A 20,249-nucleotide genomic window follows, 5' to 3' on the forward strand; every position below is an offset into this window, starting at 1 on the left:
GTAGTTTTCTATATCTAAGACTAGAACGTTAGCTTTCTGCTGAAAGCAAGCTGCTTTTAGGAGCCGCCAAAGTTATTAAGACTTACGGGGGCGGGGTGAAAAACCCGGTTTTTGAGTTGATATTGCGTCACCTTTTCCCCAGATTTTTCTTAGAAACTAGGTAATGCTGGCGCAAGTCCTAACTCTTTTGGAAGCTCTTCTGAAGGTAGAAGTGCTTAGTTTGTTGTCGCCAAACACCGCAAAACAGGGGTATCTGGCGATCGCGAGGCAAAGCCTCAGTCCACGTCTGGTTATCTAACAATCATACCTGTTAGAGCTGATTTAAAATTGCCCCAACAGGATATTAATTTTAATTGGTCGGATGGGAGGGCGGGGCGATCGCGATCGCCCCGTCCGCACCCAGGCGCCGCTGCTATTTTTCTGTGAGATTCCACACCCCGTCCCAGTTTAGTACGTCGGGAGGGCTGAGCTTATATAGCCCACAGCGATCGACGTGTAATTTAGCTGCCTTGTTTTTGGGTTCAACTTCCAGAACGAGGTTAAATTCGTGTTCCGCCTCTCTAAAAGCTTGCTTGGCTTTTGGTTCTAAAGCTTTCTTAAACTCGCCGAGGAGTTTTTTGACGCGATCTAATCCCAGATTTTCAAATTCCTCATCTAACTTTTCTGCAACTGTCTGGGAGGCCCGGCTTTTAATTTTAGCCTGCAATAGCTGCCTAATCTCTGCGGGTTTCAGCCTCTTAATTTTGGGATTTGACGGTTCTAAGATATCTGCTTCCAACAGTTTTTTGACTTCGCCCTCTTGCAAGTTTTTCACCTCATCTGCTGATAGCTGCTTAATTTTTGCTTGCAGCAGAATTTTGGCTTCATCTTCCGAGAGGTTTTTGAGACCTTCCAATTTCAGCAGTTGGATTTCTGGCTGCAACAGCACGATCAGTTTGTCTGCTTCGGACAGATTTTTGGAATCGTACTCTGACAGCTTTTTCAGTTGATGTAACAACTTTTTAAGTTCCTGTTCCAACTGTTTCTCAACACTGTAGGAAAGTTTCTTAATTTCTGGCTCCGGCATTTGCACGACATTATCTAAGATTTTTTTCACCTCATCATCGGTTAGTTTTTGAGTGACTGGTGTCTTGTAATGTTCGCGAGCCTTATTGTAATGTTCTACAACTTGTTGCTGTGTGTCGTTGAGGTCGTCGCCAACTGCTGAGTATCCCTTGCAGATGCCGACAAGTTCATAAACGATTACGGGTTCGCTTTTGCCTTTAACGGTAATAAAGTCTAGTTCCCGCACGTGGAGTCGCTCTTTGTATTCTTTGTAGGTATTGTCGCTGATGATCAAGTCAGTGCCGTACTGCTTGCTAGCGCCTTCTAAGCGAGAGGCGAGGTTTACGCCGTCTCCGATAGAAGTCAATTCCATGCGCTTACTTGAGCCGATGTTGCCGCTGACAACTTGATCGGAATGTATGCCCATACCGATACTGATTGGCAACTCGCCATTAGCTATGCGCTCTTCATTGAATTTGTTCAGTTCTGATCGCATTTTCACGGCGGTTTGCATCGCGCACCAAGCATGATCTTCTAGGGGCGCCGGAGAGCCGAAAACTGCCATCAGAGCATCGCCAATGTATTTGTCGAGAGTGCCTCCGTACTCGAATACAACATCTACCATCACTTCAAAATATTTGTTGAGCATCACCACCACTTCTTCGGCTTGCAATTTTTCCGTAAGTGTGGTATACCCGCGAATATCTGAGAACAGCACCGAAACGTTTTTACGCTTGCCGCCCAATCCATGATCCCCTGAAGCTAACAGCGCTTCGGCTACTTCGGGGGTCATATAACGGTACATCAAGTTTTTGACTTGCTTGGCCTCGCTAATATCTTCCATAACGACTAATGCACCGTTGACCTTGTTGGAGTCAGTAGCATCCGTCATTGAGTTAATCGAGAGATTGATACTCTGCGGTTTTCCTTCACAGGAAAGCAAAACTCGATCCGGGTAATACTGCTGGCGATCTTTATCGTTTTTGGGAGACAAAGACGCATCGAACCACTTGGCAAAATCGCCTTTTTCTAACTTAATTAACTCGCGCAAAGATTGACCTTCGGCTAATTCGGTCTTGCTCTCACCCAGTAATAATTTTTTGGCACTGGGATTGGTCGCTACTATATTGCCTTTTTTATCGGTAGAAATGACGCCGTTAGTGAGGGCGTGCAGCATATCTTTTTGTCTTTGTTCTTGCTGTTTGACTTCTGCAAACAGTTTGGCATTTTGCAGCGCCACTCCGGCTTGGATGTTAAACGACTTCATGAATTCCAAATCGTTTTTATTGAAACTCGCTTTCCACTGTTCGGGGGCGTGCGGCCAATCTGCTGGGTTGTAGGGAGGGAATTCTCCTTGTCGTTTTTTGTTGACTAACTGTGTAACTCCAATCAATTTTTGGTCTGAGTTAAACACTGGCATACACAGCATACTGCAAGTGCGGTAGCCTGTTTTTTCGTCGGTTGCTCGGGCAACGGCGGCGCGGGGGTCGTTGTACACGTCAAAGGGAATCAGCAGCGGTTCGCTGGATTGGGCAACTATGCCTGCAAAACCTGCGGTTCTGGGTATGCGAATTTCTGTAAGTTTGCCTTCGATGTTGGGGAGTTTCGTCCACAGTTCATTTTTATCTTCGTCGATCAGCCACAGGGTGCTGCGATCGGCATTCATGAGTTCTTTTGCCTGATCCATCACCCTTTTTAGGGTATCTTCTAAGTCGAGACTGCTCTTAGAAAGAGCGTTTACGGCATTCATCAGCGCCGTGGCGGCCCGCTGTCTCTGAGTTGCTGCGTAGAAAGATTTGGAGGATTCGAGAATCAGACGAATTGAGGGAGCAAATTCATTGAAAACTCGTTCGTCTTCTTCCGTGAATCCACTCGTGTCGATTTTTTCGTGAATTGTACTGTGATTGTCGTGATTCGGTTTTAATTTATTAATCAGTTGAACGACAGCTACTAACTCGTTTGTTTCTTCCTTTACCAGGGGCATTGCCAGCATCGTATAAGTGCGGTAGCCCGTTATTTCATCGGTTTTTTTGGCGTTAGCCGATCGCGAGTCGTTGTAAAAATCGTAAGGGATGTTAACCACTTTTTTCTCCGTGGCTACTTCTCCGGCAATACCCACGTGGGCGGGAAATCTGATTTCTATGCTTTCGCCCTTTTCGTTTTTAGCGACGAGCGCCCAGAGTTCACTTTTGTTGTCGTCTAATAAAAATATCGTGGTGCGATCGGCACTCAGTAATTCCCCTGTTTTGAGGGTAATCGACTGCAACATATCATTGAGGATAGCGTCAAATCCCTCGCTCTCCAGGATGTTGTCGAGCATTCCCAGGGTTTGATTGACAACCTTAAGTTTTTCTTCTACTTCCTTAACTGCTGCTACGGAACTTTCCTTATTTAGGTTGGCAAGAATGTTGGTGACTCCTTGCCGCGGGATAATGGCACTGCTAGCAGGGGCAGCAACAGGAGGAGGGGGCGGAGGCGTAGGGGCGGAGTAGCGTTCTTGATGATTATTTTCACTGCCGATAGGAGTGACATCTATCACGTTGTCGAGAGAAGAGTAATTGGTGGAAGATGCAGGAGAATTCATAGACCTTTACAGAAGCTTATTAGTGTAAGGGTTAGTCTAAGCTAGGACAGCGGGCAAGTTCATTTTTTGGGTCACAGGTCGCACAAGACTGAAGTATCTGTGAAACTATTTCCCAGTTTACAGAAGTCGGGGCCTTGGGCAAGGGGATTTCTGTTGAAATTGCTGCTCAACTGCGAGTCAGTCGGTAAGGCCGCTGTGCAATTGCTGGAATCTTTTTAGAGATTGCGAATGGTGTTTTAATGGTTTATTAACTGATTTTGGCCTTGTGCGCACCCGGTTGAAGTAGGTTTGAGCTGTCGAAGAGCCGATCGCCCGCAGGAACAGGAATGCGTGCTGTGGCATTGAAAAAGGGATGGCTTGATAGGAATAGCCGCAATTGTGACACCACCAGTTGTTAGTGATGTGTGCCCTTCTGTACACAATTGTGGTTTTTAACTAGAATTTCTGTCAATTTTGCTATACGCTGGCATCCCGGAACTAAAATCAGGGGGCTGTGAGCTTTTTTTGTAAGGTTTGCGGTTGCTATGTTCAGTGTAACCTCCGGCTCCCAAAAAACTCCGCCTTTTGACCCCCCGATCGCCTGGAAAGTCGGATCGGGTTTTCAGGGACTGAGTTTGACGCTGTTCGATCGTCCGTTATCGGTTGGAGATTTTTCGGCAGTTTTGGGCGTTGAAACTGTTTTTTTAACTCTCCTAACTTCCTTGAAACCCTGAATCAGATTTAAGAACACCCGTTTGGGAGAGTACAAGACTATTGTTGATTGCCGATTCGGGAGCAATTCTGCTACTTTCAAGGTTTGGCGGACTGACTTTGCCGCAATCCGGCGGCTTCAACAAGCAGGGATTCGGCAAAGGCGATCGCCTCTGTGGCAGATCTGCCACTGGCGAGTTGGGCGAGTTCTTCCCGTCGCTGCTGGCTGTTGAGGGCCGCAACTCTAACTACCGTCCGTTCACCCGGTTCGGAGTTGGCTGCTTGACCGATAGTTGATTCTGCTTCAATTGTTTCTTTGTTCACCCGAAAATGAAAATCAGCCATCGCGGCAATCAAAGGCTGGTGGGTGACGCACAAAACTTGGTTTTTGTCGGAGAGTTGATAAAGCTTTTTGGCGATCGCACTGGCGACTCTCCCAGAGACTCCGGTGTCGATTTCGTCAAAAATCAGCGTACCGGCGCTTTCGATTTGGGAAAAACAGGCTTTGATAGCCAGCAGAAAGCGGCTCATTTCTCCCCCGGAGGCGATCGCCCCCAAGGGTTGTAGAGGTTCCCCCGGATTGGGGCTGAAACAAAAGGCGATTTGGTCAGCACCGGTGGCGGTTGGAGTACAAGGCGAGATTGCAACTTGAAATTGCACTTTTTCCATTGCTAACGGCTTAAGTTCTGCTACTAGATGGGTTTCGAGTTTGATGGCTGCTTCGCGCCGCAGGATGGTGAGGTGGCTGCAAGCGTCTTTTAATTGCTCTAATGCGGTCTGATATGCGAGTTCTAAGGCTTCCATTGACTCACCTCCTTCTAAAAGTTCGTTTAATTCGTTTTGGATACTGTGGTAGTAGGCGATCGCTTCAGAGAGCGGCCCGTATTTGCGGCAAATTTGTTTAAGTTCGCGAATCCTGTCTTCTACTTCTTCGAGTCTTTCGGGATCTGCTTCTAATCGTTCGCCGTAGCTGCTAATTTGGCTGCTGGCTTCTGTGGCTTGGGCTAAAGCATCGCTGACCATTTCGAGGATTGGTTGCAACTGGGCATCGTAAACTACCATGTCGTTTAAAATTAGTTCGGCTTTGCTCAACAAGTCGGCGGCTGATGCGCTGTCGCCGTCGTTTTGGTAAAGGGCTTGGTGAACTTTGTAACTCTGCTGCTGCAATTCGACGATGTGGCCCAGGCGGATTGATTCTTGTTCTAGGTGTTCGAGTTCGCTGGGGTCTTCGATGTGGGCTTCGCTGAGCTCTCCGACTTGGTATTGTAGTAAATCGAGTCTTTGTAGGCGCTGTTGTTCTGACTGTCGTCTGCGTTTGAGGGCTGTTTTGGCGGTGCTGGTTCCTAGCCACGCTGCGGTGATTGTCTCACGCGCCTCAGTGAGTTTTTTGCCGCCGTATAAATCGAGCCATTCTCGTTGCAGGGTTTCTTGTCCAAGGTGGACGGTTTGGCCTTGGGCGGTAATTTCGACGAGGCGATCGCGCAGTTGCTCCATTAACGGCCGATTGACGAGAATTCCGTTCAAGCGCGATCGACTGCGGAGAGCACCGCTAGATACGTTAATTTCCCGGCTGCAAACGGCTAAATTGCCGTCTATGGGTTCGATTTCTTGCTCGCCCAGCCACAAAGCCGCGGCTTTGTCCAATTCAAAGGTAGCCTCTAATATTGCCCGCGTTGCTCCGGTGCGAATCACTCGGCGATCGACTTTCCCGCCCAAAACTGCATCGATCGCATCTAGGATAATCGATTTGCCTGCCCCGGTTTCCCCTGTAAATACGTTCAAACTCGGGCCAAAGTCTAGATCCAGGCGGTCAATTAGGGCAAAGTTTTCTATTCTCAGGGATATTAACATGGGGAATCGGGAATGGGGCATTGGGCATTGGGCATTGGGCATTGGGCGAAGCGAAGCGGAGGGATTGGGCATTGGTTCCTCCCCTATCGGGCGCGTCGAATTTCCCGATTTCTCTTTTCATTTTTAACTAGAATACTTTTGATTTTGCCATTATCGATCGAGTCTCAACATCAATGCCAAATAAATTTCTGCTGCCCAACGCTTTTGGCGTCTTGGGTTTGGCAGTTGCGACCGCGCTTTGTACAAAAACAAAAAAATCAAGCAGATCGGTTTAATTTGGCTATTTTAAATTTGATTCAACAAATTCGCCAATCGAAAACCTTGGATGAAATTAATTTGTTGCAAGAAGAGTTGTTTGATATCTTCAAGCAGGTGATTATGGATTTGGATGAAGATCGGATTGATTCTGATTCTTTTCTGTCTTTTACTTTTACTTGGAAAACCGCTATTAAGATTGCACGTGAGCGAGAAAAAATGTTGCGGGAGTTGCGGCTGGTTTAAGATAATTTATGATTGTATACTGCCTCATTAGGGCTGGATTTTACCTACAATCGCCTCCCTGTTTGTGTGGTGATATTTTTTTAACACGACCTCACCCCATGTCCTAGGAGGAGATGGGGAATAACTTTGACTTAACTAGGCTTCTTGTTGGGGAATAGACGAGAGATTTTTTTGTCTGTCGTTGAGGCGTTTTTTGGCATACAAATTAATGGTGACAACCATTAATACAATCATGGCAACAATGGCAGCAATACTCGAAGAAACAGGTAAGTTTTGCTTAAATACTGCTAGGAATACTATCATTGCCAACAAAACAGTTGGCACTTCATTTAACGCCCTAAATTGTTGACCAGTCCAACCGCATTCATTTTTTGCTAATTTCTTAAGCAGCCAACCGCAATAGAAATGATAACCTATTAACAAGCTAACTAATGTTAGCTTAATGTGTAACCAAGTGTCATGCAATACATCGGGTTCTGTTGAAATCAAGCCGATCGCCATAATCACAGTCACAAACATTCCCGGCGTAGTAATCAAATTATAAAGACGTTTCTCCATAATTTGATATTGTTCTTTGAGAATCGTTTTTGCTGGTTCGGGTTGCTCTTCGGCTTCCGCGTGATAGACAAATAATCTTACTAAATAAAATAACCCAGCAAACCAAACGACAATGCCAATAAAATGAAACGATTTAAACCAAAAATAAGCCATGATTTGTCACCTTTAATGAACCACAGAGGCAGAGAGTTCCCAGATGTTTATTGATTTTTGCATCCAGCAACCGGGTTTCTCGTCAATCATTGTACAAGAAACTCGGTTTGTTTGCGATCGATAAATCGGGTCGATCGGTCGTGGGATAGCCCCAGGCCGACCGCATCCGGGTTGATCAGTATTTTACGTTTAATTAAGTGGATTTACTTAATAGTCGCAGGGGAGGTCAGAAACCGGGTTTGATGGACGAAAATCTTTCGCTGGAGCAGCGCAGATGAGGTGAAAAACCCGATTTCTTTGATAGGAATGCGACTCACTTAACGCACCCTACAATAATTTAGGTGACACGAAACCTAGGTGTTTCCAAGCAGCCGCTGTGGCAATTCTGCCCCGACTTGTTCGCTGCAAAAATCCGATTTGCATTAAGTAAGGTTCATAAACATCCTCAATTGTTTGAGTGTCTTCTCCGGTGGAAGCTGCAATAGTTTCTAAACCAACGGGCCCACCGTTAAAGTTTTCGATCATTGCTGTCAAAAGACACCGATCAGTCCAATCCAAACCTAGCGGATCGACGTTGAACAATTCGAGGGCAATTGATGCGACTTCGGCGGTGATTGGCATTAATTTTTTGACTTCGCTGTAGTCTCTGACTCGTCGCAGCAAACGGTTAGCAATACGAGGTGTTCCGCGAGCTCGGCGGGCAATTTCTAAGGCTCCTTCTGGGGTGATTTGAGTGTCGAGAACTTGGGCGGTTCTTTGGACAATTAGACTAAGTTCGTCTATTTCATAGTAGCGTAGTCTTTGGATGAGGCCGAAGCGATCGCGCAATGGAGCTGTTAGCGATCCAACTTTGGTAGTTGCGCCTACCAAGGTAAAGGGTTTCAGGGGAATGCTACGGATTTTGGCGCTTTTTCCTTGACCGATCGTAATATCTAAGCGGCAGTCTTCCATCGCCGGATAGAGGATTTCTTCGGTAACTTTAGATAAGCGGTGAATTTCGTCGATAAACAGCACATCGCCTGCTTTGAGGTTGATCAGCAATCCGACAATATCTCGCGGTTTTTCTAGGGCTGGGGCTGTGGTGATTTTGCATTCAACTTCCATTTCTGCTGCTAGGATTAGCGACATTGTGGTTTTCCCTAATCCGGGCGGGCCGTACAGTAATAGGTGATCCATTGGTTCGCCACGGGATTTTGCTGCGGCAATTGCGATCGCCAAAACTTCTCTTAAGTCTTTTTGTCCGATGTATTCAGCTAACCGCTGGGGTCGGATTTTATCTTCTTGTTTGTTATTGATTTCGTCGGGTAGTTCTTGGGATTCTAGCAGCGATTCTGTCTGGGGTTTTGCTGCTTGTTTTCGGGGGGCAGGGGCTATGTCTTCGGGTAGATTTGGGTCGGGGGTTTGTTGTTTGGAGGAGATGATTGCCATGTTTATTTGCGATCGGGCAGCGGGAATTGTTTACAATTATTAGGGGAATCTTGACAATTATTGAGTTCTTTATGAATATTCCATCTTCTTTATTAGCATCGGAAAGCATAACTTTTGAGGGGGCGATCGAGCTGACTCAATCTTTACTATCGGAAATAGAAGCCCATCGACTTTCACAGGCCCAGATCGAGCAAGCAGTGGCTTCTCTGGTGAAAACTCCGAACGGTGCTAGGGGGTTTTTTGTCACCTATCTGACGGACGAGGGACAGGTGGCAGACAGTCCGTCACCCGGAGTGATCGAGGCGCTGCGATCGACTCCTGAGATCGTAGCAGAACTGCTGGTGAAAAATTTGGCGATGTCGGCGGCGATGGTTGTTTATCATTCGCGCCATCAAAGCGAGGAAAGGGCGGCGGGTTCTGCTAGAGTGCAGGGGCGATCGCGCAACTTAATTCAAATCCTGCAAATGCCAGCCTGTCAAACTGTAGCGTCGCAAATGCTAGCAAGTTTGCAGAGTGCCAGCGGCGAGTATGAGGAATTTTTTCAGCGGTGGGGCTACGACGATGAGCAAAAACTGGCGATCGGTTCGGCAGTGGGTGAGGCGATCGGCTAAAATGACCTAATACGGTTCAGAAGACTCGGCGGTTGAAACCGCCGAGTCTGATCTTTTCCAGCAGATGCTTGCTCAAAACGACGGGGCTGTGGAATAATTGCGGTTTAGCAAAAGCTGCACAATTGTAGCTTGAGTTGATTTCGGTGTGAAGGTAGTGAACGAGGGCGAAAAAATTGCTGAGAACGGTGAAAGGAGTTGCCCAAAAAGCCCGAACGGCGGGCGGGAGGCGGCCCGCAAGTAGTCAGCGGTGGACGAAGCTCAATCTGCTGCTAACATTGGTGCGGCGGGACTTGGAAGCTCAATACAAAGGCTCGATTCTGGGTAATTTGTGGCCGCTGCTGAATCAACTATCGCAATTGGTGATTTACACATACGTATTCTCGATCGTTCTCAAGGTAAAGCTCCAACTTACAGGCTTCCCCCAAAACAGCGACATTACATTTGGAGTCTGGTTGTTTGCCGGTTTACTACCTTGGAGTGCCTTCACCAGCGGTTTGATTAAATCGGGAGTATCCGTAGTAGGGCAGCCAAATTTAGTCAAAAAAGTGGTATTTCCCCTCGGTTTGCTGCCGCTAGTGCCGATTTTGACAGCTTTTATTGAAAGTTCTCTGGGTTTAGCAGCTTTGATTCTGATCGTAGCAGTTTCCACGCAAAAGCTCAACGCTACTTTATGGTTGCTGCCACTGGTTTGGGCGCCTCAGTTGTTGCTAACCGCGGGGTTGGGATATTTGACAGCGGGCTTAACCGTGTTTTTGCGAGATATTCCTCAGACATTAGGTGTTATTCTAAATTTTTGGTTTTATTTGACGCCGATCGTCTATCCAGCATCAATCATCCCCGAACAGTGGCGAGGGTGGATATTTTGGCTCAATCCAATGGCCACCATCTCCGAGGTTTACCGAGACCTGATACTGCTTGGAGAAGTCAAGCATTGGGGCGAATGGGGTGTCGCCACGCTGATTTCTGCTGCTATATTTTGTGCAGGTTTTGCGGTTTACCGACGTTTGCGTCCCGCTTTTGCTGACGTGCTGTAATATGTTTTAGATCTCAAGTCAATGTGACATGGAAAATCCCCATCAAGGTGTTTTTAGTGAGGACTTGCATTCCTCACTAAAAAATATGAGGACTTGCATTCCTTACTACAAACCTATTTTTTGTTCTAGCGGACATAAGATCAATCTAAAATCTAAAATCTAAAATCTAAAATCTAAAATCTAAAATCGGATGACAGAAAATGTAATTTCATTAAAAAATGTTTCTAAATGCTTTAAGCGATACGATCATCCAGGAGACCGCTTAAAAGAAATTATTTACCCCAGCAAAAAACTCGCTGACGAATTTTGGGCTCTCCACGACATCAATCTGGAAATTCATCAAGGACAAACTCTGGGAATTGTCGGTCGCAACGGTTCGGGAAAAAGCACTCTTTTGCAAATAATTGTGGGGACGCTGACGCCCACCGCCGGCAGTGTAGATGTGAAAGGGCGAGTCTCCGCTTTGTTGGAACTCGGAAGCGGGTTTAACCCGGAATTTACCGGGCGGCAAAATGTATTTTTTAACGCTCAAATACTGGGATTTACTCAAAAAGAGACTGAAGAAAAGTTTGACGAAATAGCTGCTTTTGCTGATATTGGAGATTTCATCGATCAGCCCGTCAAAACTTATTCTAGCGGTATGTTTGTCAGGCTGGCTTTTGCAGTTGCCACTAGCGTCGAGCCGGATATTTTGGTGGTTGATGAGGCGCTTTCGGTGGGCGACGAAGCTTTTCAGCGCAAGTGTTTTGCTCGATTGCAAAGCATTCAAGAAGGTGGCGGCACGATTTTATTTGTCTCTCATGCTGCTACTTCTGTGGTGCAACTTTGTACATCGGCGATTTTAATGGATGGCGGAGAATTACTCCTCGCTCACACGCCGAAGGTGGTAATTTCTAAGTATCAAAAGTTAATTTATGCCGATCCAGATAAAGTTTTGGGGTTGAAGCAAGATATTCGAGTTCTCAACCAACTGACAAAGCAAGACAGTGAAAACAATCTTCAGGAGGCTAATTTAGACAGCACAAAGACGGAGGTGAAACCGGAGCAGTATCACTCTAAATCCCCAGAACATTATGATGAATTTTACGATCCGGGAATGATACCGTCGAATACGGTGAGGTATCCGTCTCGCGGAGCGGAAATTATCAACCCGCGCATCGAGACGCTGAAGGGAAATGTGGTAAATCACTTGATCGGTCGTCAAGATTATATTTATACTTACTCTGTCACTTTCTCGCGGTCAACTTCCAAGGTGAGGTTTGGAATGTTGATTAAAACGATTAGCGGTTTTGAGTTGGCTGGTGCTTCTTTGAAGGCTTCTACTCAGTCAGTTAGGTATGTGGAAGCGGGAACCACAATTGTCGTAAAATTTCAGTTTAAATGTTTGCTAAATCCGGGGGTCTATTTTTTGAATGCGGGGGTTGTGGGAACGGTAGATGGGGATTTAACTTATCTGGATCGCTGCGTTGATGTGGCGATGTTTAGAGTTCAGTCTTGTACTGAGTCCTGCGGTAACGGCATCGTTGACTTGCTGATCGAACCGTGTTTAACTGTTGTTAATTCTGATTCTCTGGTGAAAGAGCAGTCAACCGAAGTTATCTAAAATTCTGTAAAAACAATGAGCGAGAGCAATTTAAATTTAGTCAATAATCCGGTAATCAAAGCGTTTATTCGAGAGCAAACTAAGTTTCCTGAAGATTTTAAACTGAATATCTGCGAAGACGATGAAATGTATTTGTTTGCTTTGAGCAATGTTAAGGACGATCGCGATCGGGCTTTGGTGCGCTATTATGCGATCGGGCGACGCATCCTGGATACGGTGAAACAGGTTGTGGATTGGCATTTTGGCGGTTTTGAAAATGTACAGTCTTTTCTAGATTTTGCTTGCGGTTATGGTAGATTTACGCGGTTTTTGATTCAGGAAATGCCGCCGGAACGAATTTGGGTTTCTGATATTTATGCTAACGCGGTCAAGTTTCAAACTGAATACTTGGGTGTTAATGGTATTGTTTCGACGGGAAAACCAGAAAATTATTTAATTGACCAAAAGTTTGACTGCATTCTGGCTAATTCTTTTTTCAGCCATATGCCGGAAAGAACTTTTACAAATTGGCTGCAAAATTTGTATGATTTGTTGACTCCTAACGGCATTTTGATGTTCAGCGTTCACGATGAGTGTTTGCGGGCTGTTGGTGCAGAAATGCCCGATCGGGGTATTTTGTTTAGTCCCATGAGCGAAAGTCAGTCTTTGGATAAGGAGGAATACGGCACAACTTATGTAACTGAAAAGTTTGTCCGAGAAGTTGTCGATAGAGTTAGTGCAGGCAAAGCTTTTGTTCACCGCATCGAAAAAGGGATATGCCGGTTTCAGGATTTGTATGTAGTCACAAATGAGCTGGTTAGAGATTTTTCGGAGTTGAAATTCAATCACCACCCGGAAGGATATATTGATGTTGCTGCTTTTACGAATAAGGAGAATTTGTATCTGGAAGGATGGGCGGCTGATGTGAATGTCGGCGGTAAAATTGAGGATTTGCAAGTGCTGGTAAACGGTGAGTTTGTGCAGAGGTGCGAGCCTTTTTACGATCGCCCGGATGTGGGCGGACACTTTGAAACTGATGTGGCTTTGCAGTCGGGTTGGAACTGTTATTTACCGAAAAACACTGTGGCAGCGCAGGATGTGTTAACCGTCAAAGCAATCAATAACTACGGTTTGACATGGATTCTGGAAACTTGCACTGTGCAATCGCTGTTAAGCCAAAGGAAATCGCGGTCTTTGTTGGGGTCTAGTCAGCTCAAGCTTCAATTGCTTGAAAGTCAGTTAGCTGCGGCTAAGATAGAATGGGAGCAAAGTCAAAGTAAGTTAATGATTACTGAAACTCAGCTAGAAATATCTCATACTAAGTTGCAAGAAGCTCAAAATCAATTGGTTTCAGTTCACTCGCAGTTGGAACAAAGTCAAAGTCAGTTAGTATCTGTGAAAATGCAGTTGGAGAAGACTAGAAATCAGTCAATTAATGTCAAGCAAGAACTCGATCGATCGCAAAATCGAGTAGTGGCAATGGAAAGCAGCAAATTCTGGAAGCTGAGAAGCTCTTGGTTTCAAATCAGGCGGTTGCTGGGCTTAGCGGGAGAATGAGTAAAATTGGTGTGGGAATTAGGGGGAGGGAGAGAAATTGTGAGTACAAATGACAGCAAACCGTCGGTTTTTATTGTTACTGGAATGCACCGTTCCGGTACGTCTTTGACGGCTTCTTTGTTTCAGAAAGTCGGGGTTGATATTGGTAAAAGGTTAGTTGGCCCGGCTGACGGAAATGTGAAAGGTCATTTCGAGAATGTTGATTTTGTGGAGTTTCACAAGAGTGTTTTACGATCGCACGGCATAGATGAACTCGGCTGTACGTTTGAAAAAACGATTCCGGTAGCAGCGGAATACGTGGAAATTGCTAAAAGGGCGATCGAGCAAAACCAACAAACTCACAAGCATTGGGGCTGGAAAGACCCGCGAACCGCCCTGTTTTGGGATTTTTGGCTAAATTTGCTCCCCGAAGCCAATTTTATCTGTGTTTATCGATCGCCCTGGGAAGTCGTCGATTCGCTGTACCGCCGGGGAACGGATGTCAGCTTGCTGCAAAATCCCGAAATGGCAGTAAAAATGTGGATTCACTACAACCAAAAAGTCTTAGAACTTTGCGAAGGTTTTCCCGATCGCTGTCTGCTGGCCAACGTTTACCCGATCGGTAACACTCCCGAACTTTTTATCGATCGAGTCAACGACAAATTCAATGTTAACTTAGGTGCCATACCAGCGGACAATTTTGAAGAATCTTTATTAGTCAATGATATTGTTAAAAGTCATAGACCGAGTTTAATAGAACAATATTTTCCCGAAGCATTAGAACTCTATCAACTGTTAGAAATCCAAGCAGGAAATCTCAGCAGCGAATCCAAGTTAGCCAGCGATAAAATTATTCACTTCCCAGCATCATCTGTCGGGCCATTTGAAGACTGGCTAAAAATTCGCTTGCTGGAAAAACACCAAACAACCAGCAATTCCGAACTCAAACAGTGGCAACAACAATTCCAACAAGCCCAGACGAAAGTGTTGGGATTAGAGACAAAATTAGGAGAAACTCAAGTACAGCTTGCAGGAAAAGAAACAAATTTTCAAGAAGCTTTAGCAAAACTGCTGGGATTAGAAACAGAATTAGGACAAACTCAGGCACTGCTTGCCGGTCAAACATCGCAATTTCAAGAAGCGTTAACAAAAGTCCTGAAGTTAGAAACAGAATTAGGGCAAACTCAGGTACAGCTTGCCGGCAAAGAATCGCAATTTCAAGAAGCTTTGGCGAAACTGCTGGGATTAGAAACAGAATTAGGACAAACTCAGGTACAGCTTGCCGGCAAAGAATCGCAATTTCAAATAGCTTTAACAAAAGTCTTGAAATTAGAAACAGAATTAGGGAAGACTCAGGTAAAATTCAAAGAAAAAGAATTCAAATTGGAGCAAAAGTTAGCTGAGTTACTGTGGTTAGAAACAGCACAAAGTCAAACTCAGCAAGATTTGGCACAATCGCGCCAGGAAAATGCCAAAATCCAGGCTGAACTTGCCGCATTCAAGTCTTTTTACTGGTGGCAACTGAGAGAAAGATGGTGGGAATTGCAGCGCCGAATCCGCGATTTATTCCCGAAATTTATTTTTTCTTTAGAGAAGCCTACTACTTGGCAAGTTGGCGATTCCAATCTGTTAATTGTGGGCTGGATTTTTAACACAAAAACTGAGATTGTAGCAGTTCGCGCGCGAATTAAAAGCAAGAGTTTCGCGGCTGTTTACGGCATAGAAAGAAGCGATATAGCGCTAGCACATTCTAATATTGCGGCTGCACATAAATCGGGATTTACCATTGAATTGCAAGCGCCTCCCGGACGGCACGAAGTGCTGCTGGAAGCGCAAGACGAGCGTGGTAAATGGCATTTTTTGGCAGCTTATCCGCTGTTGGTTTCAACGATTCAAGCATCGTTAGATGTGCCTGTGGTGTGGGAACAGCTTCAGGGTCAAATTTTGTTTGCTGGTTGGTGTTGTCACCACGATCGCAAAATTGCTAAATTAAGCTTTTTGTGCGGTGACACTGCTGTAGAATGCGCCTACGGTTTGCGAAGAAAAGATGTCGGTGAAGTGTTTCCTGACTGGGTTAACAGTTCGGAAAGTGGTTTTGAAGCCCTTGTCGATTTGCCTCCGGGTGAATGGCACGTTTCTCTGCAAGCTGAGTTAGAAACTGGGGAGATTTTGTATTTTCAAGCGCCGCAAATATTGACTGTGCGACGTTACCATATTTGGCAGCGAAGTGCTGATAAATTTGAGGAGTTTTCGAGTTTTGTGGAGGCTATTCGGCAGCGGGCGAGGGAGAGAAAACAGCGTCTGGGTAGAATTGTGCCGATGCCTTGGGAAATTGTCAAGGTGATGCGCCAGTTTGGGAAGATTTATCGGCAGCAAAAACAGTTTACTGCGCCGGGGGATTTGCTGCCACCTGCGGGTTTTGTGGTTCCTAAACCGATTGATAGGTATGATGCTTGGTTGGAGGTGAATCAGTGGAATGTGCGATCGCGCGATTACTTGATTTCTCGGTTAAAATCCTGTGGGGAAGCGCTGCCGAAAATTTCGGTGGTGATGCCAGTGTACAATCCGCAGATAGATTTTCTCGAAAGTGCGATCGACAGTGTAATCAATCAAGTCTATCAAAACTGGGAACTCTGTATCGCCGATGATTGCAGTACCGATGCTACGGTTGCTGAAACTTTGAAAGACTGGGTCCAAAAGGACGATCGTATTTGCATCAAATTTCGCACAGAAAACGGCAACATCAGCGCAGCAACTAACAGCGCCGCCGCCCTCGCCACAGGCGACATCATCCTATTTTTGGACAACGACGACGAACTAACTCCCGACGCATTAGGCGAAGTCGCGCTATATTTTGCCACCCATCCAACCACCGATTTTCTCTACTCAGACGACGACAAAATCGACACCAAAGGTCATCGATTCGCCCCGCAATTCAAACCAGAATGGTCGCCGGAACTGCTGCTTTCCTATATGTATCTCGGTCATTTGTGCGCCGTAAAAAAAGAAATTTTTGAACAAATAGGCGGCTTGCGGCTCGGTTTTGAAGGCTCGCAAGATTACGATTTTGCCTTAAGAGCAACCGAAATTTCTCGCCACGTCGCCCACCTGCCCCTAGTGCTTTATCACTGGCGAACCGCACCAGGTTCTACAGCCGTATCTGGAGCCGCGAAACCATCCAGTTTTTCCGCAGGTCAACAAGCCATTCAAGACGCACTAAACCGCCGAAAAATTAAGGGAAGTGTCGCTCAGCACGCCTGGGCAATCAAAGAAAATTTGGGCATATTTGCCCAGGATTTCCCGGATGATGGCCCGTCAGTAACTTTGATTATTCCTACTAAAAATCAAGTTAAATTGCTGAAAGCCTGTATCGATTCTCTAGAAAGTACAACCTACAAAAATTATCAAATTGCAGTCATTGACAATGAAAGCGACGATCCAAAAACCTTAGAATATTTAAATCAATTAAGTTGTCAAGTTTTGCGAATAAGAAATCCTGGAGGCAAGTTTAGTTTTGCGGCAATTAACAACCGCGCTGTCGCACAAGTTGACAGCGAATATGTGTTGTTTTTGAACAATGATACTGAAGTAATCACCCCGCGATGGCTGAGTCAAATGGTCGGATACGCTCAAATTCCCGCTGTGGGTGCAGTCGGTGCGAGGCTGTTATATCCCGACGGCAGAATTCAACACGCAGGGGTAATTCACGGTCTCCATCACGGTTTGGCTGGTCACGCTTTTAAGCTGATGGATAAGGATAATCGAGGTTATCTTTCTCAAGCGATGGTAACGCGAAATTACTCGGCGGTAACTGCTGCTTGCACGATTACTCCGCGTCAATTGTTCTTGGAATTGGGCGGCTTTGATGAGGAGAATTTTGCTGTTGCTTATAATGATGTCGATTACGGATACCGATTGTTAGAACGCGGTTATCGGTGCGTTTATTGTCCCGATGCGGAGTTGTTGCACAAGGAGGGAACTTCTAGAGGTTTTACTGATAATCCTCAAGAGGTGGCGGCTTTTCGGCGCAAGTATGCGGGGAAAAATGATGGTTTTTATAGTCCTCATTTGTCTTTGGAAGATGAGTATTTTCATATTCAACCTCGCAGGGTTTTTATGACGGAAGAGGGAAAGAAGGAAGAAGGAAGAGGGAAGAAGGAAGAAGGAAGAGGGAAGAAGGAAGAAGGAAGATTAGCAACGGATTTTGTAGCGGATTTAACGGATGTCACTGATGTCACTGATGTCACTGATGGAAGGGACAAGGGAGAGTTACAATTTGCTGATTCTGGTTTGTTGTCAGTAGCAAATACAAACAATTCTATTCATCCTGTTAGAGTTTTGATGTGCAGTAATTCGCTGGATTTCACGGGCGCGCCGCTGCATCAGTACGAAATTGCGGTGAAATTGGCGGCTGAGGGTGTGATTTTGCCGATCGTACTTTGCACCACAGACGGCCCCCTGCGTCAAGCTTACGAACAGCAGGGAATTGAAGTCATTGTGCGCGACAATCCCCTCGAACACATCTATCAGCGCGATGCTTACGATGAAGCTATCCGCAGTTTTAGCAAGGAAATTGAAAGTCTAAAAGTAGATGCAATTTATGCTAATACTTTAGAAAACTTCTTTGTAGTTGATGCAGCGCGGCAAATCGGAATTCCTACGGTTTGGAACGTGCACGAAAGCGAACCTTGGCAAACTTATTTTAATAGGTTTGGTTCGGAGATTGCGGCGAGGGCTTTGGAGTGTTTCCGCTTTCCTTATAAGGTGATTTTTGTGGCGGATGCAACGCGGGACAGGTATTTGCCTCTGAATAGCCACCACAATTTTACAGTGATTCACAATGGTTTAGATTTGAGCAAACTGGAAAATTCCGAGAATTCAGAGTTGGCTAGAAAAACTTTAGGTGTTGCAGCGCAAGATGTGGTATTGTTGCTACTGGGAACAGTGTGCGAACGCAAAGGTCAGCAGGATTTAGTTCAAGCACTTTCGCTTTTGCCTGAAAAATGGCACAATCAGATTAGGTGTTTCATTGTGGGCGATCGGCCGAGTATTTACAGCAATAAATTAGCCGATATGGTGGGCGCATTGCCGGAAGATTTGCGGCAAAGGGTGACGGTAGTCCCGGAAACTGGGGAACCAGGACAGTATTACAAAGCGGCGGATATATTTGTTTGCACTTCTCGTGTAGAAAGTTTTCCGAGAGTGATTTTGGAGGCGATGGCCTGCGATTTACCAATTATTACATCGCCAGTTTTTGGGATCAAAGAACAAGTGAGACCGGGAATTAACGGTTTGTTTTATACGCCCAATCGCCCGGATGAATTAGTTGCAGCTTTGATGAGTTTATTGGAGGATAAATCATTACGGCAGCAGTTGGCTGGAAATGCTAAATATGTCTTGGATTCACTCAATACTTTTGAGGAGATGACTCAAGCTTATGCAGAGATTTTCTGCGAAGCATATTTTGCTAAAAAATAAACGTTCAATAAGATTAATTAAATGGTAAAAAAGTATGCAATCAAATTCCTTTAGTAGAGAAGATGAAAGTTCCGACAAACAAACAGCTCAAACCAACCGGGAATCTCACCCAAGCCCCGTAATTTCCAAGGCGGGTTACTGGTTATCTAATCCGATTATTGAAAAAGCTGTAAACTCTCGGCTTTCAGGCGGACAAACAGAAGGTTACTGGTTAACCTGGCTAGTCAATAGCTTCTTCAAAAATCGAAGGTTTGATAATCTTTTGTCTGTTGGTTGCGGAGTCGGAAATCACGAAATTCTCATGGCTAAATTAGGATTAGCCCGCCACATAGACGCCTTTGATTTATCCGAAACTTCTTTAGAAATTGCGAGAAAAGATGCCGCAGCAGCGGGAGTCAAGATTAATTTTTATCAAGATGACTTTAATTCATTTACTCTAGACCAAAACAAAAAATACGATCTCGTTTTTTGCTCTGGTTCGCTGGATCACGTCAAAGAAATAGAACGATGCTTATCAACAATTCAGCAATGTTTAAAGCCCAATGGATATTTTATTGTCAATGAATACATAGGAGATTGCTATAATATATACAATGAAAATCAACTCAATTTGATCGATCGCATTTACAAATGTTTTGACGGTACGCTCAAGTCGGGAACAACTGAAAGATTTGCTAGTCCAAGTATTGAGCAAGTATTGGTGAAAAATCCTTCAAAAGCAATCCGGTCAAAGCTGATACTTCCTTTCTTGAAATTCTACTTTGATATAGAAGTATTGAATCAAGCCGGTGGGGGTCTGCTTCACGAAATGTACCCTTTGCTAGATCGCGATCTGCTTTCAGATGGAGACCCAAAAAGTGAAACAATTGTCAAGTTATTACTGGAGATTGAGACAATTTTAATGGATTTGCCGACAGGACTCTCAAGTGATTTTTGTTTGTGTATTCTGAGACAGAAAAAGCTCAAAATCTTAGAAAACTTGTGGCTGGGAACGTGGAGGAAAGCGAATCGTGGTAAACTTATTTTAACAAGTTTGGTTCGCCGATGGCGGCGAGAGCTTTAGAGTGTTTCCACTTTAGCGGGTGATTTTTGTGTTGTATGGGACGCGGGAAGATATTTCCCTGTCAATAGCTAGCAACCACAATTTTAGAGCGATTCACTTCCCCTCAAATTTTCACACAAGCTGATTTTACAAAAAA

12 protein-coding genes are annotated in these 20,249 nt (G+C 45.1%); 8 read left to right on the plus strand and 4 right to left on the minus strand.

What is annotated here, in order from left to right:
• Positions 1 to 412: 412 nt before the first annotated feature.
• Positions 413 to 3,628: a GAF domain-containing protein gene (locus QUB66_RS05845; RefSeq protein ID WP_332966769.1), complete on the minus strand. Its 3,216-nt coding sequence runs from the start codon at positions 3,626 to 3,628 to the stop codon at positions 413 to 415.
• 524 nt (positions 3,629 to 4,152) lie between these two features.
• Here QUB66_RS05845 and QUB66_RS05850 point away from each other — a divergent pair.
• Positions 4,153 to 4,341, plus strand: coding sequence for a hypothetical protein (locus QUB66_RS05850; RefSeq protein ID WP_265234125.1), 189 nt, complete (start codon positions 4,153 to 4,155; stop codon positions 4,339 to 4,341).
• Between the two features lie 76 nt (positions 4,342 to 4,417).
• On the opposite strand, the gene recN is transcribed toward QUB66_RS05850, so the two are convergent.
• Positions 4,418 to 6,169, minus strand: coding sequence for a DNA repair protein RecN (recN, locus tag QUB66_RS05855; RefSeq protein ID WP_332966785.1), 1,752 nt, complete (start codon positions 6,167 to 6,169; stop codon positions 4,418 to 4,420).
• Positions 6,170 to 6,445: 276 nt separating this feature from the next.
• Between recN and QUB66_RS05860 the strand changes: the two genes are divergently transcribed.
• Positions 6,446 to 6,670, plus strand: coding sequence for a hypothetical protein (locus tag QUB66_RS05860; protein WP_332966770.1), 225 nt, complete (start codon positions 6,446 to 6,448; stop codon positions 6,668 to 6,670).
• A 135-nt stretch (positions 6,671 to 6,805) separates the two neighbouring features.
• Here QUB66_RS05860 and hemJ read toward each other — a convergent pair whose 3' ends face one another.
• Positions 6,806 to 7,381 (minus strand): protoporphyrinogen oxidase HemJ, encoded by a 576-nt coding sequence (gene hemJ / locus QUB66_RS05865; protein ID WP_332966771.1) that lies wholly within the window; start codon positions 7,379 to 7,381, stop codon positions 6,806 to 6,808.
• Positions 7,382 to 7,708: 327 nt separating this feature from the next.
• A complete protein-coding gene (ruvB, locus tag QUB66_RS05870; protein ID WP_265234123.1) occupies positions 7,709 to 8,809 on the minus strand; it encodes a Holliday junction branch migration DNA helicase RuvB in 1,101 nt (366 codons plus the stop codon).
• Between ruvB and QUB66_RS05875 the strand changes: the two genes are divergently transcribed.
• From QUB66_RS05875 to QUB66_RS05900, 6 genes are all read left to right on the plus strand, one after another.
• Positions 8,803 to 9,420: a hypothetical protein gene (locus tag QUB66_RS05875; protein WP_442923284.1), complete on the plus strand. Its 618-nt coding sequence runs from the start codon at positions 8,803 to 8,805 to the stop codon at positions 9,418 to 9,420. The genes ruvB and QUB66_RS05875 overlap by 7 nt on opposite strands.
• A 185-nt stretch (positions 9,421 to 9,605) precedes the next feature.
• Complete coding sequence (locus QUB66_RS05880) at positions 9,606 to 10,454, plus strand: ABC transporter permease (protein WP_265234145.1); 849 nt, start codon at positions 9,606 to 9,608, stop codon at positions 10,452 to 10,454.
• Between the two features lie 190 nt (positions 10,455 to 10,644).
• A complete protein-coding gene (locus QUB66_RS05885) occupies positions 10,645 to 12,057 on the plus strand; it encodes an ABC transporter ATP-binding protein (protein ID WP_332966772.1) in 1,413 nt (470 codons plus the stop codon).
• Between the two features lie 15 nt (positions 12,058 to 12,072).
• Positions 12,073 to 13,593 (plus strand): methyltransferase, encoded by a 1,521-nt coding sequence (locus QUB66_RS05890; protein WP_332966773.1) that lies wholly within the window; start codon positions 12,073 to 12,075, stop codon positions 13,591 to 13,593.
• Positions 13,594 to 13,632: 39 nt separating this feature from the next.
• Positions 13,633 to 19,050: a glycosyltransferase gene (locus tag QUB66_RS05895; RefSeq protein WP_332966774.1), complete on the plus strand. Its 5,418-nt coding sequence runs from the start codon at positions 13,633 to 13,635 to the stop codon at positions 19,048 to 19,050.
• Positions 19,051 to 19,084: 34 nt separating this feature from the next.
• Positions 19,085 to 20,113 carry a class I SAM-dependent methyltransferase gene (locus tag QUB66_RS05900; protein WP_265234120.1) on the plus strand — a complete coding sequence of 343 codons (1,029 nt, stop codon included), beginning with the start codon at positions 19,085 to 19,087 and terminating at the stop codon, positions 20,111 to 20,113.
• The last annotated feature ends 136 nt before the right edge of the window (positions 20,114 to 20,249 follow it).

It is taken from the genome of Microcoleus sp. A2-C3 (genome assembly GCF_036706065.1).
Lineage (GTDB): Bacteria > Cyanobacteriota > Cyanobacteriia > Cyanobacteriales > Microcoleaceae > Microcoleus.